Origin of the sequence: Lysobacter sp. Root916 (assembly GCF_001429785.1) — a bacterium.
GTDB lineage: Bacteria > Pseudomonadota > Gammaproteobacteria > Xanthomonadales > Xanthomonadaceae > Lysobacter.
Genome location: NZ_LMJF01000011.1, coordinates 25,920 through 41,235 on the forward strand (window position 1 = coordinate 25,920; position 15,316 = coordinate 41,235).

8 protein-coding genes are annotated in these 15,316 nt (G+C 69.1%); 7 read left to right on the forward strand and 1 reads right to left on the reverse strand.

Going from position 1 to position 15,316, the window contains the following annotated elements:
- Window positions 1-88: 88 nt before the first annotated feature.
- Window positions 89-691 carry a TetR/AcrR family transcriptional regulator gene (locus tag ASE35_RS07850; protein WP_235570031.1) on the reverse strand — a complete coding sequence of 201 codons (603 nt, stop codon included), beginning with the start codon at window positions 689-691 and terminating at the stop codon, window positions 89-91.
- 141 nt (window positions 692-832) lie between these two features.
- Here ASE35_RS07850 and ASE35_RS07855 point away from each other — a divergent pair, with 141 nt between their 5' ends.
- The 7 genes from ASE35_RS07855 to ASE35_RS07885 all read left to right on the forward strand — a co-directional run bounded on the left by ASE35_RS07855 (window position 833) and on the right by ASE35_RS07885 (window position 15,020).
- The gene (locus ASE35_RS07855; RefSeq protein ID WP_057163485.1) at window positions 833-1,876 is read left to right on the forward strand and encodes a dipeptide epimerase; all 1,044 of its coding nucleotides are present in this window, start codon (window positions 833-835) and stop codon (window positions 1,874-1,876) included.
- Window positions 1,873-3,024, forward strand: coding sequence for a membrane dipeptidase (locus ASE35_RS07860; protein WP_057163486.1), 1,152 nt, complete (start codon window positions 1,873-1,875; stop codon window positions 3,022-3,024). Before ASE35_RS07855 ends, ASE35_RS07860 begins: the two co-directional genes overlap by 4 nt.
- A 62-nt stretch (window positions 3,025-3,086) precedes the next feature.
- Window positions 3,087-5,342 (forward strand): TonB-dependent receptor, encoded by a 2,256-nt coding sequence (locus ASE35_RS07865; RefSeq protein ID WP_057163487.1) that lies wholly within the window; start codon window positions 3,087-3,089, stop codon window positions 5,340-5,342.
- A gap of 72 nt (window positions 5,343-5,414) precedes the next feature.
- Window positions 5,415-6,470, forward strand: coding sequence for a DUF1611 domain-containing protein (locus tag ASE35_RS07870; protein ID WP_057163488.1), 1,056 nt, complete (start codon window positions 5,415-5,417; stop codon window positions 6,468-6,470).
- A gap of 7 nt (window positions 6,471-6,477) precedes the next feature.
- Window positions 6,478-7,629: a hypothetical protein gene (locus ASE35_RS07875; RefSeq protein WP_057160163.1), complete on the forward strand. Its 1,152-nt coding sequence runs from the start codon at window positions 6,478-6,480 to the stop codon at window positions 7,627-7,629.
- Window positions 7,626-9,602 (forward strand): serine hydrolase domain-containing protein, encoded by a 1,977-nt coding sequence (locus tag ASE35_RS07880; protein WP_057163489.1) that lies wholly within the window; start codon window positions 7,626-7,628, stop codon window positions 9,600-9,602. The genes ASE35_RS07875 and ASE35_RS07880 overlap by 4 nt, the downstream gene beginning before the upstream one ends.
- A gap of 309 nt (window positions 9,603-9,911) precedes the next feature.
- Entirely contained in the window at window positions 9,912-15,020 is a 5,109-nt protein-coding gene (locus tag ASE35_RS07885) for a non-ribosomal peptide synthetase (protein WP_057163490.1), read from the forward strand.
- Window positions 15,021-15,316 lie beyond the last annotated feature (296 nt).

The following is a 15,316-nucleotide window of genomic DNA, read 5'->3' on the forward strand; positions in this document are numbered from 1 at the left end:
GGACCTGGGCGGTGAGGTGGATGGGTTGTTTGTGAGTGCTTAATCACTCATTAAATCGAGCAAACGAACACGGCGTCGCCGCCGCGTTTCAGTGGGTGATCGCGTTCCAGAACGCTTCGAAACCGGAGTCGGTGTAGCGCTGGGCGCGCTCGGGCTCGCGTCCCACGAATTCCATCGTGGTGTCGGCCAAAGCCGCCATGATCGAAGCCACGAATTGCTGCGGCAGATCGCGCAGCGCGCCGGCGGCGATGCTCTCGTCGAGCAGGGCGCCGAACTCGGCGAACATGCGCATGCCCTCGGCGCGGCTCTCGGCGGTCACGCGCTCGCTCACGCCCAGTTGGGCGATGGTCTTGCGCTTGGCCGGATGGCGCACGCCCCAGGCCACGTAGCCGGTGAAGATGTGGCGTGCGCGTTCCTTCAGCGCGGCGTCGCGCGGATAGGTCGATAGCATCGCCTCGTGCATCTCGGTCTTGATCTCCAGATAGAGCTGATTGAACAGCTCGTCCTTGGTGCTGAAGTACGTGAACAAGGTGCCCTCGGCCACGCCCGCGCGCTGGGCGATCTTCGCCGTCGGCGCGCTCGCGCCCAGCTCGGCGATCACCTGGATCGCGGCGGCGAGGATGGCGTTGCGCTTGTCTTCGCTTTTGGGGCGGGCCATGGCCAGGCAGTAATTGAGTGCGTACTCAATCATATTGGGGTTTTGGCGGTCGGCGCAAGCCTGTGCCGACGAGCGGTTCTGGACGGAACTTGACGAAATGGAAAAAATAGCTTTCCAATATAGAAAATAACCACGGTCCGCGTGGTTGTAACCGCCAACGGAGCCGCAGCGCGCATGCCTCAACCGTCCCGCCGCCTGCAGCTCGCGATCGAACCCCTGCCGCTGCGCACGCCGCTGCGCATCGCCGGTCATGCCTTCGCGGCGATGCCGGCCCTGGTCGCGCAGTTGCAGCAGGACGGCTGTCGCGGCCGCGGCGAGGCCAGCGGCGTCTATTACTTCGGCGACGACCCGCCCACGATGCAGGTGAGTGTGCTTGCGCAACGCGAGGCGATCGAGTCCGGCATCGATCGCGAGGCCTTGCGCGCACTGCTGCCGCCGGGCGGCGCGCGCAACGCGATCGATTGCGCGCTGTGGGAATTGGAGGCGCAGTTGAGCGGCCGGCCGGTGTGGGCGCTGGCCGGCATCGACGCGCCGCAGCCGCTGACCACGATGTTCACCCTGGGCGCGGACGACCCCGCCACCGTGGCCGCCGGCGCGCGCGCGCATGCGCAAGCGCGGGTGCTGAAGCTCAAGTTGGACGGCGACGCCGATGCCGATTGCGCGCGCGTGCGCGCCGCACGCGCGGCCCGACCCGATGCGACCTTGGCGGTGGATGCCAATCAGGGCTATCGCCTGGACAGCATCGCGCCGTTGATCGCGGTGTTGCATGAGCAAGGCGTGCGTTTGCTCGAGCAGCCGTTCGCGCGCGGCAGCGACGCCGACCTGGACACGCTGGACAGTGGCCTGGAACTGATCGCCGACGAAAGCGTGCAGGGCCTGGACGACATCGAGGCGTTGGTCGGTCGCTATCGCGTGGTCAACATCAAGCTGGACAAATGCGGCGGCCTCACCGAAGCCCTGCTGATGGTCGAGCGCGCGCGCGCGCTGGGCCTGAAGACCATGGTCGGCAACATGCTCGGCAGCAGTTGGGCGGCGGCGCCGGCGTTCGTGCTCGCGCAGCGCTGCGACTACGTCGATCTCGACGGCCCCAGCTTCATCGCCCAGGACCGCGCCGAGGCGGTGTTCTACCGCGACGGGCACATCCATTGCCCGGCGTCCGTCTGGGGCGACGGCGTCGCGTCCCGCCTATCCCCGATCTCCACGGAGTCCATCGCATGAGCGACGATCTGTCCCCGCGCCTGAGCCGGCGCGCGCTGCTGCTGGCGTCGGCCGGCGCCGCCCTGGCCCTCAACTTGCGCGGCGCCGCCGCCGCGAAGCGGCCGCGTCGCGCCGATCCCGGGCGCTACTCGGCGCGCGCCCGCGCCGTCGTCGAACGCGCGCTGGTGATCGACATGCTGGCGCCGCTGCGCCTGGACCTGCGGCCCGACGTCTATACGCGCACGCTCAGCGAAGCCGAGATCGCCGATTTCCGCGCCAGCGGCATCGACGTGTTCCACAACGCCTGGGGCCTGGAGGGCGCCGATGCGCGCGAGCGCGTGGCCGAGTACCTGGCGGGCTGGCACGGATTCCTGGCCCGCCACAGCGATCTGTTCCTGCTGGTCGACCGCGCCGCCGACCTGGACCGCGCCAAGCGCGACGGCAAGATCGCGGTGATCGCCGGCGTGCAGAACGCCGAGCAGTTCCGCAGCAAGGACGACGTCAAGTTCTTCCACGGCCTGGGCCTGCGCTGCGCCCAGCTGACCTACAACGCCCAGACCCTGATCGGTTCGGGCAGCACCGAGCGCGAGGACGGCGGCCTCAGCGATTACGGCGTGACGATCGTGCAGGAGATGGAGCGCGTCGGCGTGCTGGTCGACGTGTCGCACTGCGGCGCGCGCACCACCCTGGATGCGATCGAACTGGCCAAGGGGCCGATCGCGATCACCCATTCCAATTGCCGCGCGCTCAACGACCATCCGCGCCTGAAGACCGACGAGGCGATCCGCAAGCTCGCGGCCAAGGGCGGCGTGATGGGCATCACCGGCGTGCGCATGTTCGTCGGCGCCAAGGAGCCGACCACCATCGACGGCATCGTCGATCACATCGACCACGTCGCCAAGTTGGTAGGCATCGAGCATGTGGGCATCGGCTCCGACGCCGACCTGTACGGCTACGACGCCATGCCGGCCGACCAGCTCAAGGCCCTGCGCGCGGCTTACAAGGCCAGCTACGGCTTCCGCGAGCGCATCGATATCGAGGGCTTCGACCGCCCGACCAAGATCTACGAGCTGACCGAAGCGCTGATCAAGCGCGGCTACGCCGACGCCGACATCGAAGCCGTGCTCGGCGGCAATTTCCGTCGCTTGCTCGGCCAGGTCTGGCGCTGAGCGATCGATCCGCACCATCCGTGTTTCATCCGCAGTCGCATTCCATTCCCGGGGGGGAACTCATGCACAACCAAGATCGCCGTCGTCTCGACCCCAATGCCCTAGGCTGGTGCATCGCCCTGGCCTTATCCGCGGCGCCGGGCATCGCCCTGGCGCAGGACGCCGCCGCCGAACCGGACCAGCGCAAACCCTCGGCGACCTTGGAAACCGTCACCGTCACCGCGCAGAAGCGCGCCGAGGACGAGCGCAAGGTGCCGGCGGCAATCAGCGTGGTGGGCGAGCAGCAGTTGGAGAGCCAGCACGTCACCCAGCTGTCCGACCTCAACGGCTACCTGCCGGCGATGACCATCGACGACGGCGGCACGCCCGGGCAGACCAGCGTGTCGTTGCGCGGCATTCCTACCTTGGGCCCGAGCGCGGTGGTCGCGGCCTACATCGACGATACCCCGCTGGGCTCCAGCGGCAACCTCGCGCGTTCGGGCGCCTTCCTGCTCGATCTGCTGCCCTACGACATCGAGCGCGTGGAAGTGCTGCGCGGTCCGCAAGGCACGCTGTACGGCGCCAGCGCGATGGGCGGCTTGCTCAAGTACGTGCTCAAGGATCCCGATCTGGACGCCCACGAGGGCCGTGCCGGCGTGGGCGTGTCCAACGTCAAGGGCGCCGACGGCACCGGCTGGAACGCGCGCGCCAGCGTCAATGCGCCGTTGATTCCCGGCAAGCTCGCCTTGCGCGCGTCGTTCGCCAACGAATTCACCCCCGGCTGGGTCGACAACGCCTTCAGCGGCCGCAAAGGCATCAACGACACGCACCAACGCAGCGGCTTGGCGTCTGTGCTGTGGCAGCCCAACGACGATGTGCGCTTGAAGGTGACCGCGCTGCATCAGCGCATCGATGCCGACGACAACAGTCTGGTCACGCTCGATGCCCTGACCCTGCAGCCCAGCTTCGGCCGCGACGCCACCGGCAAGCCAGTGCGCGAGCGTTTCGAGAAGCAGGTGGATTATCTCGCCGCCACGCTCAACTGGGATCTGGCGTGGGCGAACTTCGTCTCCGCCACCAGTTACTCCAAGACTGACTTGCTCCAGGTCAACGATTTGAGCAAGACCTACGGGCCGATCATTCCGCTGCTGCTTGGCGAGCCCGAGGGTCGATCCGTGTTTCCGCTGACGCTGGGACTGAAGAAATGGACCCAGGAGTTCCGTCTGGCGTCCAAGTCCGAAGGGCCGGTGGAATGGATGCTGGGCGCGTTCTACACCGACGAGCGTTCCACCAACCATCAAAGCGCCAGCGCCGAATCGCTGGCCGGCGTGCCGACGGTTCTGGACCCGCTGCTGGTCGCCGATCTGCCGTCGAGCTATCGCGAGCACGCACTGTTCGGCAATCTGACCTACAAGTTCAGCGAGCGCTTCGACGTCACCGCCGGCCTGCGCTATGCGAGCAACGATCAGAGCTTCAAGCAGATCATCAGCGCCGGCAGCCTGGCCGACGTGGGGGTCACGCCTGGCGCCTCGTCCGAGGAGGTCGTCACCTACCTGCTCGGTTCGCGCTGGCATCTGAGCGACGACGACATGCTGTACCTGCGAGTGGCCAGCGGCTATCGGCCCGGCGGGCCCAATGTCGCCTTGCAGGACGTTCCGCCGACTGTGGACGCCGACAGCCTGGTGAACTACGAACTGGGTTGGAAGTCCTTGCTGCTCGACGGACGCGCGTCGATCGATTTGGCTGCCTACCGGATCGACTGGAAAGACATACAGCTCTCGGCTACGACAGCCAATGGCTTGAGTTATCTGACCAATGCCGGGCGGGCGCGAAGCGAGGGTGTCGAGCTGACTTCGGCGTTTAAGCTCACTCCCAATTTGCTCGCCGGCTTCAACGCGTCCTATACCAACGCGAAACTGCTCGACAACAAAGCGGGGCCGGCTTTGGGCGGCCGCAAGGGCGACCATCTGCCCGGCGTCCCGAAGTGGACTATGGCTGCGACCGCCGACTACAACTTCGCTTTGCCCGCGGGCATGTCCGGCCACATCGGCGGCAGCTATCACTGGCTCGGCGAGCGCAAGACCAACGTCGACAGCAATCCGCGGGCGGTGAAGCTGGATAGCAGTGGCCAGCTCAATCTCAATGCCGACATATCAAAAGGCCGATGGACGTTGCGCCTGTACGTGCGCAACCTGACCGACAACCGCGACTACAGCTCGATCGGGCCGGTCTTCGATGCCGTCAACGGACGCAGGGCTCCGAATGAGGGCTTGCGCGAATGGCAGGCCGTCCGCCTGCAACCGCGCACCGTGGGCCTGGAATTCGATGTCTGGTTCTGAGCCCGCCCGTACCGGTGCCGCGCGTCGCCGCGCGGCACGATCCCGTGGAATGTCTCGCAACGGAATGCCCGCATGTCGCTAGCTAACGTCTGTTCGAACGATGCCCTGCCGATGCTGGATCTGCCGCAGCCCTATCTGCTGTTTCTCGGCGACACCGCCGCGCCGGCCTATGCCAAGACCGCGTTCGGCCTGCGCGATTGGGCCAGCGAGCGCTGCCTGGGCGAGTACGCCTTGCCCGGCGGCGTCAGCCTGGGCATGAGCGCGCTCACGCCGGCGCAGGCGCGCGCGGCCGGTGCGCGCGCGATGGTGATCGGCGTGGCCAACGTCGGCGGCGTGATCCCCGCGCACTGGTTGCCGGCGCTGTTGGAGGCGCTGGCGCAGGGCTTGGACCTGGTCGCCGGCATGCACGCGCGCCTGGCCGATATCCCGGCCTTGCGCGAACAGGCCTCGCGGCATGGGCGGCGCCTGATCGACGTGCGCGAGCCGCCACGGGGCCTGCCGGTGGCCAGCGGCCGCAAGCGCAGCGGCCAGCGCCTGCTCACCGTCGGCACCGACTGCGCCTTGGGCAAGAAATACACCGCGTTGAGCGTGGCGAGGGCGATGCGCGCACTCGGCGTGGATGCTGATTTCCGCGCCAGCGGCCAGACCGGCATCCTGATCGCCGGACGCGGTCTGCCGATGGATGCGGTGGTCTCCGACTTCGCCGCCGGCGCCGCCGAATGGTTGAGTCCCGACGCCGATCCCGCGCACTGGGATGTGATCGAAGGCCAGGGGTCGCTGTCGCATCCGGCCTATGCGGGCGTGGCGCTGGCCCTGCTGCACGGCAGCCAGCCCGATGCGATCGTGGTCTGCCACGAGCCCGGTCGGCGCGAGGTGCTCGGCTATCCGGGCTATGCGCTGCCGTCGATCGAGGAGACCATCGAACTCAATCTGTTGCTGGGCCGACGCACCAATCCGGCGATCCGCTGCGCCGGCATCAGCCTCAACACCGCGCATCTGGACGATGCCGCCGCGCAGGCGCTGATCGCCAGCGAAAGCCTGCGGCTGGGTCTGCCGGTGGCCGATCCGATCCGCGGCGGCCCCGCCTTGCAGGCGCTGGTGCATTCCTGCCTCGCACGTTCGGGCTAGGCCGGCGATGACCGACACCGCGCGTGCGTCGTGGTTCCAGCGCTATCTGCTGCCCGGCTTCGCTTTCAAGGCGGTGGTCATAGGCGGCGGCTACGCCACCGGGCGCGAGTTGGCGGAGTTCTTCCTGCCCGGCGGTCCCTGGGGCGGCATCGCCGGCATGCTGTTGGCGATGGCCTTGTGGAGCGCGATCTGCATGGCGACGTTCGCGTTCGCCTATGCCGCGCGCACCTACGACTACCGCAGTTTCTTCCGCGCCTTGCTGGGACCGTTCTGGGGCCTGTTCGAACTCGCCTATCTGGCGCTGCTGATCGTGTTGCTGGCGGTGTTCGGCGCCGCCGCCGGGGCCATCGGCCAGGCCATGTTCGGGTGGCCGCCGCTGCTGGGCACCCTCGGCCTGATGCTGGCCATCGCCGCGGTGGTCAGCTTCGGCAACGACGCCGTGGAGCGCTTGTTCAAGTGGGTGTCGTTCTTCCTCTACGGCATCTACGCGCTGTTTCTGCTGCTCGCGTTATCGCGCTTCGGCGATCGCATCGCGGCCAATTTCGCCAGCGCCCCGGCCGCCGAGGACTGGGCGCTGAACGGTCTGACCTACGCCGGTTACAACATCATCGGCGCGGTGGTGATCCTGCCGATCGTGCGCCACTTCCGCAGCCGTCGCGAAGCGGCGGTGGCGGGGTTGATCGCCGGGCCGTTGGCGATGCTGCCGGCGATCGCGTTCTTCGTCTGCATGATCGCCTACTACCCGCAGATCGCCGACGAAGCGCTGCCTTCCGATTTCCTGCTGCAACGATTGCGCTGGCCGCTGTTTCACAGCCTGTTCCAGCTGATGATCTTGTCCGCCCTGCTGGAGAGTGGCGCGGGCGCCGTTCACGCCATCAACGAACGCGTCGCCACGGCCTGGCATGCGCGTCGCGGTAGCGATCTGTCGCGCGGCGGACGCGGTTTGATCGCGACGGCCTTGTTGGCCGGCTCGATCTTCCTGGCCGACCACGTGGGCCTGGTGGCGCTGATCGCACAAGGTTATCGCGGCCTGTCCTACGTGCTGCTGGCGGTGTACGTGCTGCCGCTGCTGAGCTGGGGGCTGTGGCTGTTGCTGTACGGACGTTTGCGGCCAATCCCAAAACCCTATCCATCGATCGATACCGGAGAACAAGCATGAGGTTCCCGCGCTGCACCCATCTGCTCGCCGCCGCCGCGCTGGTCGTCGGCATCGGCATTGCCCATGCCGATCCCGCGCCAACGCCGGCGCCAGCGCCGCCAACGGCGTCCGCCGAGGTCGCGCCCGCGCGCCTGGACGCGCAGGACGTCGCCGCCTATGTCGACGGCGTCGTCGATGCCTACCGCCGTCGCTACGGCATCGCCGGCGTCACCGTGGCGGTGGTCGATGCGCAGGGCCCGCTGCTGTTGAAGGGCTATGGCCTGGCCGGGCAGAACCCGGCGCGGCCGGTCACCGCCGAGGCCAGCCTGTTCCGGATCGGCTCGGTGTCCAAGACCTTCACCTATCTGGAAGCGCTGAAGCTGATCGAGGCCGGCAAGCTCAAGCTGGACGCGCCGGTCAACGACTATCTGCCCGACGAGCTCAAGCTGCCCGACGACGGCTATCGTCCGGTGCTGGTGCGCCACCTGCTCACCCACACCGCCGGCTACGAGGACTCCGCGTTCGGCCACCTGTTCGCCAAGGAGCCCAAGGCCGCGCTCAGCCTGCACGACTATGTGCTGCGCCATCGCCCGCAGCGCGTGCGCGAGGCCGGCCAGCACGCGGTGTATTCCAACTACAGCGTGACCCTGCTGGGTCTGGTGCTGTCGCGCGTGGCCGGGGTGCCGTTCGAGAGCCTGATCGAGCGCGACCTGTTCCAGCCCATGGGCATGCACCGCACCACCTTCCGCGAGCCGCTGGGCGCGCAGGATCCGCGCAACGCCGGGCCGGCCTTCAAGGGCCTGTGGTCCGACGGCCACCTGCGCAGCCAGGGCGGCTACAAGACCGAGGGCTTCGAGTACATCGCCCAGGTCGGCCCGGCCGGCGCGGTGTCCAGCGATGCCGCCGACATGGCGCGCTACCTGCGCATGCTGCTCAACCGCGGCGAACTCGACGGCCAGCGCATCGTGCCGGCGGCGGCGTTCGCCAAGCTGGAGGGTGCGCCGCTGTTCCGCACCGCGCCGGATGCGACCGGCTTCGCCTACGGCTATTTCCGTCGCCAGTACGGACAGGTGCACAGCCTGGAGCACGGCGGCGCCACCCTGTACTTCCACTCCAATATGGTCGCGGTGCCGGAGCTGGGTTTCGGCGTGTTCGTGTCCACCAACACCGACACCGGCGTGCGCCTGGCCGCGGAGCTGCCCGCGCTGCTGCTGCAGCGCTACTTCGAACGCGCGCGGCCCGGGCCCTTGCCGGCACTGTCCAAGGACGCGGCCAAGCTGGCCCAGCCCTACGCGGGCAAGTATCAGGGCGAGCGCCGCAACTACCGCGCGTTCGAAAAGCTGTTGACCGCGTCCAATGCCGAGGTCGGCGTCACCGACGAGGGCTATCTGACCCTGAGCGCGGGCGGCGAGACTTCGCGCTGGGTGCTGGAGAAGCCGGACGTGTTCCGCGCGGTCGACGGCCCCGGCCGGCTCGCGTTCCTGCGCGAGGGCGGGGCGGTGGTCGGCTTCGTCTCGCCCTACGGCCACGACGTGCTCGACCGGGTCGGCGCCTTCAACGATCCCAATCTGTTGTACGTGGCGCTGGGCTTGGCGGTGCTGGCCGCGTTGGGCGTGCTGACCGGCGCCTGGCTGCGGCGCAAGCGTCCGGCCGCCGATCGCAAGGCGGCCGGGCAGGGCAGCGCGCGCCTGCTGGCCTGGACCGCCGTGGCCTGGCTGCTGTTCGCGGTGCTGTTCGGCGTGGCCTTCGCCCAGATCGCTGCGGCCGGCAACGACGCCGTCTTCAGCTATCCCGCGCCGCTGCTGCGCTTGGCCCTGTGGTCGGCGCTGCTGCCGCTGGCGCTGAGCCTGCTCAGCCTGATGCGGCTGTGGTCGGCCTGGCGCGCGCCGGACTTCGGCTTCTGGCGCAAGCTCCGCCACAGCCTGGCCCTGCTGGTGTTCCTGGCGGCGGCCTGGGGCCTGTGGTTCTGGAACGTCCTGCCCTGGAAGGTCTGAGCAAAGGGCGCGCCGGTCCCTAGGGGCTGGCCGCCTGCCGAGGGCCAGGGTCTGGGGCCGCCGAGAGCGGCCCCACCTGCTTTGCCGGTGGCGCAACCGGCAACACGCCGAGTCTCGCCTGACGATTTGACCGGATTCCCCGAAGGCCGTCGTTAGGCTTATTGAGTCGCCGTCTCGGGTGGTTGGGCGTGACCGATCTAACAGGCCTCGCCGTGGGCGGATCGCCATCGTCTCCTCTGTCCCGCGTGCGACGAAGGGGGCATCGGGCTCATGTTGGCGACAGTACAGGTCGCGCTCGCGCGTGAAAGAATGCGCTTCGATCCTGTGCACGGACCGATCGAGCGTCAGGCCGCGTGTTCGCCGGATGCAGTCGCCGCGCTCTGCGGCGAACAATCGCTGCGCTACGCCGAACTCAACGCCCGCGCCAATAGCCTGGCCCGGCACCTGCGCGCGTTGGGCGTCCGGGAGGAGGTCTGCGTCGGCGTTCTGATGGAGCGCTCGCTGGATCTGCCCGTGGCGCTGTTGGCGGTCCTGAAGGCGGGGGGCGCGTTCGTACCGCTGGATCCCAACTACCCGGCGGACCGGCTGGCGTTCATGCTCGCCGACACCGCCGCGCCCGTGGTCCTGACCCAGTCGTGGCTGCGCGAGCGACTGCCTGCGAATAGCCATGGCGTCGAATGCGTATGCGTGGATACGGCCTGGGATGCGCTGTCGCAGTGGGCGGCGAGCGATCTGGACATCGAGATAGCGGAAGAACAACTCGCCTACGTTATCTATACCTCCGGCTCGACCGGGCCGCCCAAGGGCGTGGAGTTGCTGCACCGGGGACTGGCCAGTCATGCGGCATGGTTGCGCGAGGCCGTCGCCATCGTTCCCGACGACCGCATCCTGCAGTGCAATTCGATCAGTTTCGATGCCACGCTGGTGGAATTCTTCGCGCCCCTGCAAAGCGGCGCCGCGCTGGTGCTGGCCCATCCCTCGCGGCAATTGGACATGCCCTACCTAGCCGCCTTGATCGCGGGGCGGCAAGTGAGCTTGTTGAACTGCGTGCCCTCGCTTCTGCGCGGCCTGCTCGGCGAGCCCTCGCTGGCCCCGGCCAGCTTGCGTTACGTGGCCTGCGGCGGCGACGCGCTGACCGCGGAACTGGCGCGCCGGTTGCGCGAGATCGCGCCCGGCGCGCGGCTGGGCAACTTTTACGGGCCGACCGAGACCACCATCGACGCGACCCACTACGAAGTCCCCGCCGAGCTGGCGGGCGATGCGACCGTGCCGATCGGCCGACCGATCGACCGCGTCTGGTGCGAAGTGCTGGACGCGCAGCAACGGCAGGTGCCGCCGGGAGCGGTCGGCGAATTGCACGTGGGCGGCGCGGGCGTGGCGCGCGGCTACCGCAACCAGCCGCGGCTGACGGCCGAGCGCTTCATCGAGCATCCCTCGCGTCCCGGCGCGCGCATGTTCCGCACCGGCGACCGGGTGCGCCAGCGCGCGGACGGCAACTTCGACTTCATCGGCCGCACCGACACGCAGGTGAAGGTGCGCGGCTATCGGATCGAACTGGGAGAGGTGGAGTCGGCCTTGGCCGCGATCGACGGGGTCGTGGACTGCGCGGTGGTGCTGCGCGAGGATGCGCGCGGCGAGCCGCGGCTGGTGGCCTATGCCTCGGGCGCGGATCTGAAGGCCGACGCGCTGCGTGTGGCGCTGCGGCTGCGCTTGCCCGGGCACATGCTGCCCTCCGCCTTCGTGCTGCTTGCGCGGCTGCCGATGCTGGCCAGCGGCAAGATCGATCGCGCGCGGCTGCCGGCGCCGTCGCGCGCGTCCCTCGCCCAGCAGGCCTTCGATGCGCCGCGCGGCGAGCTCGAGCAGGAGGTCGCCGGCCTCTGGCGGTCGCTGCTGGGTCTGGAGCAGGTCGGCCGCGACGACCACTTCTTCGAACTCGGCGGCCATTCGCTGCTACTGGTCGCGATGCTGCACCGGCTGCGCCAACACGGGTGGACGGTGGACGCGCACATGGTGTTCGCCCATCCCACGCTCGCGGGCCTGTGCGCCGCGATGACCGCCACGCGGCCACCCGCCGTCGTCGCGCTGCCCGTGTCGCACGTGCCGGAAGACGCGATCGTCATCACCCCGGAGATGTTTCCCTTGCTCGATCTCGATGCGCGGGAACTGGCGCGGATCGCGGCCGAGGTGCCGGGCGGGGCGGGCAACATCCAGAACATCTATCCGCTGCTGCCGCTGCAGGAGGGGATGCTGTTCCATCACCGTTTGCAGCAGCAGGGCGATGCCTATCTGTCGCGACGCTTGCTCGGCTTCGATTCGAGAGCGCGCGCGCAGCGGTTCCTGGCCGCGCTGCAACAGGTCATCGATCGCCACGATGCGTTCCGCACGGCGATACTCTGGCGCGGCCTGTCGCGACCGGTGCAGGTGGTATTGCGGCGCGCGCAGCTGCCGGTGCTCAAGCTGCGCGGTCGGCGCGATGGCCGCGCGCGCCTGCTGGCGTGCACCGATCCGCTGATGCGACGCATGGCCCTGGACCAGGCGCCGCTGTTCTCCGCGGTGATGCTGGGCGATGCGAAGGGCGAGGGCTGCACGCTCGCCTTGCTGTCGCACCACATCATCAACGACAACGTGTCCGAGGATGTGCTGTGGGACGAAGTCGCGGCGATCCTGGCGGGCACGCCGGAGCGCCTGTCCGGGCCGGTGCCGTCGTTCCGCACTTTCGTCGGCCAGACCTTGTCGCGCGACCAGGCCGGCGCGAAAGCCTATTTCGAACGCGAGCTCGGCGACCTGTGTGAACCCACGACCCCGTTCGGCCTGGTCGATGTCCGCAACGATGGCCACCAGGCGACGGAAAGCCGGATCCGGCTGGACCCGGCGATGTGCGCGCGGTTGTCCGCGTCGGCGCGCGCGGCGGGCGTCAGTGCGGCCGTGCTGTTCCATGTGGCCTGGGCGATGGTGCTCGCGCGCTGCGACGGCCGCGACGACGTCGTGTTCGGCACCGTGCTTTCCGGCCGCCTCGCCACCGGCGACGAGACCAACGGATGCGTGGGCCTGTTGATGAATACCTTGCCGCTGCGGGTCAGACTGACGCAGGGCAGCGTGCGCCGGACCGTCGCGGCGGTGCATGCGCAGTTGGCGGAGTTGCTGGAACACGAACACGCCTCGCTGGTGCTGGCGCGATCCTGCAGCGCCGTGCCGGCGCCTGCGCCGCTGTTCAACTCCCTGCTCAACTACCGCCATGGCGACGCGGGGCATTTCCACGCCGGTAGCGGGGCCGCCCGCGATCCGCGCCTGTCCGGCATCACCCTGCTGTCCGACGAGGAACGCACTAACTATCCGATCTCGCTGACGGTCGACCAGTCCGGCGACGGCTTCGTCCTCGCCGCCCAATGCATCGCCGGCGCCGATCCGGCGCGCATCGCCGCCTACGCGTCCACCGCGATCGCCGCCTTGGTGTCGGCCTTGGAAGCCGGCGGCGACGACGACATCGCCACCCTCGACGTGCTGCCAGGCGAGGAATATCGGCGGCTCGTGGTCGACGGCAATGCGACCGCTCGCCCGTTGGGGCAGGACGGTCGAGTCGTGGACCAGCTGGCCGCGCGCATGGCCCATCGCCCCGATGCGCCGGCACTGCGCTACGGCGACGAACGCTTGAGCTATCGCGAGCTCTGTGCGCGCGTGCACCGCGCCGCGCATCGGTTGCGCGCGCGCGGCGTGGCGCGCGGCTCCCGGGTCGGCGTCTGCCTGCCGCGCGGCACCGGAATGGTGGTGACGCTGCTGGCGATCCTGCGGGCGGGCGCCGCCTATGTGCCGCTCGACCCCGAGTATCCGTGGTCGCGTCTGGCCTATATGGCCGGCGACGCGGGCCTGGATCTGATGGTGGGCGCCGCGGAACGATGGCAGGCGATCCTGCCCCCGGAGCGCGGGCTGGATCTGGCCGACTTGATCGCCGAGTCGGACGACGGGGCCGACATCGAATGGAGCGCGGACCCGCAGCGCGACGCGCGCGCGCAAGACCCCGCCTACGTGATCTACACCTCCGGTTCGACCGGAACGCCCAAGGGCGTGGTGGTGCCGCATCGCGCGCTGGAGAACTTTCTCGCCAGCATGGCGTCGGCGCCTGGGCTGAGCGCGTCCGACCGCCTGATGGCGGTCACCACCCTGAGTTTCGACATCGCCGCGCTGGAGTTGCTGCTGCCCTTGTGCGTCGGCGCGGAGGTCGTCATCGCCAGCCGCGAGATCGCATCCGACGGCGTCGCCCTGTGCGCCCTGTTGGAATCCAGCCAAGCCACCGTGATGCAGGCCACGCCGGCGACCTGGCGGATGCTGATCGAGGCCGGCTGGCAGGGCGACGCCCGCTTCAAGATTCTGGTCGGCGGCGAAGCCCTGGCCGACGATCTGTCGCTGGCCTTGCTCGCGCGCGGCGCGGAAACCTGGAACCTGTATGGCCCGACCGAGACCACGGTGTGGTCGACCTGCTGGCAGGTCAGGCCCGAGCGCGCCATGTCGATCGGCGGTCCCATCGCCAATACCAGCATTCACGTGCTCGATGCCCATCTGCGTCCGTGCCCGCTCGACGTGGCGGGCGAGATCTACATCGGCGGCGCCGGGCTCAGCCTGGGTTATCACGACCGCCCCGAGCTGACCGCGCAACGATTCGTGGACGATCCCTTCGACAGCCGGGTCGGCGCGCGCCTGTATCGAACCGGCGACCGCGGGCGCTGGTGCGCCGACGGCCTGCTCGAGCATCTGGGTCGGCTGGACTTCCAGGTCAAGCTGCGTGGGCATCGCATCGAGCCCGGAGAGATCGAAGCCCGGCTGCTCAGCCATCCGCAGGTGGCGCATGCGGTCGTGGTGGTGCGCAAGGACGCCGTGGACGATCCGCGGCTGGTGGCCTATGTGGTCCCGACGGCGGACGCGCCGGACGCGAACGGGCTGCGTGCGCATCTGCGCGAGGCGCTGCCCGAGTACATGCTGCCCAGCCACATCCAGTGCCTGTCGAGCCTGCCCTTGGCGCCCAACGGCAAGCTCGACCGCGCCGCCCTGCCGGCGCCCGAAGCCGCGCAGGCCGGTTCCGGTTTCGAGCCGCCGCGCGGCGAGATCGAACAGACGATCGCCGCCATCTGGCAGGCGCTGATCGGCGTGGAGCGGGTCGGCCGCCACGACAACTTCTTCGAGCTGGGCGGCCATTCCCTGTTGGCGATGCGGGCGGTCGCACGGATCGAAGCCGCGACCGGCGCCAGGATCACCATGCTCCAGCTCGCGACCGGTAGCCTGCATGTGCTGGCCAAGCAGGTGGCGGCGAATGCGCGGCCGCCCACGAAGCGCGCGCTGAGCGGCCTGTGGGAACACGGTTGGCGGCGGCTGCGCACGGCGCTGTCGCGCATCGCTCGCGCGGGCTGGGGGGGCGGCCGATCTTGAGGCCGCTGCGTTTTCGGGGAGGCGCTGGGCGAACGCGGCGCGCGGCCAAGCGCCTTGCGGCGGGCGCGCTGGCGGTGGCCTGAGCCTGCGGCTCTGAAACTGTGGCGCCGAAGCGGCGCCGGCCCCCTGCCGAAGGTCAGGGCTTGGGGCCGCCTAGTGCGGCCCCACGTCGTTTACAGGGGCGCGATGACCGTGCGGTTGCGGCCGGGCCGCTCGGTCCGTCGTTCGACAAAGTGATTCAAGAAACAAGGGCAACGCATGACGCGACCGGTCGTCACTTGTGGGGTGAGCCAAAT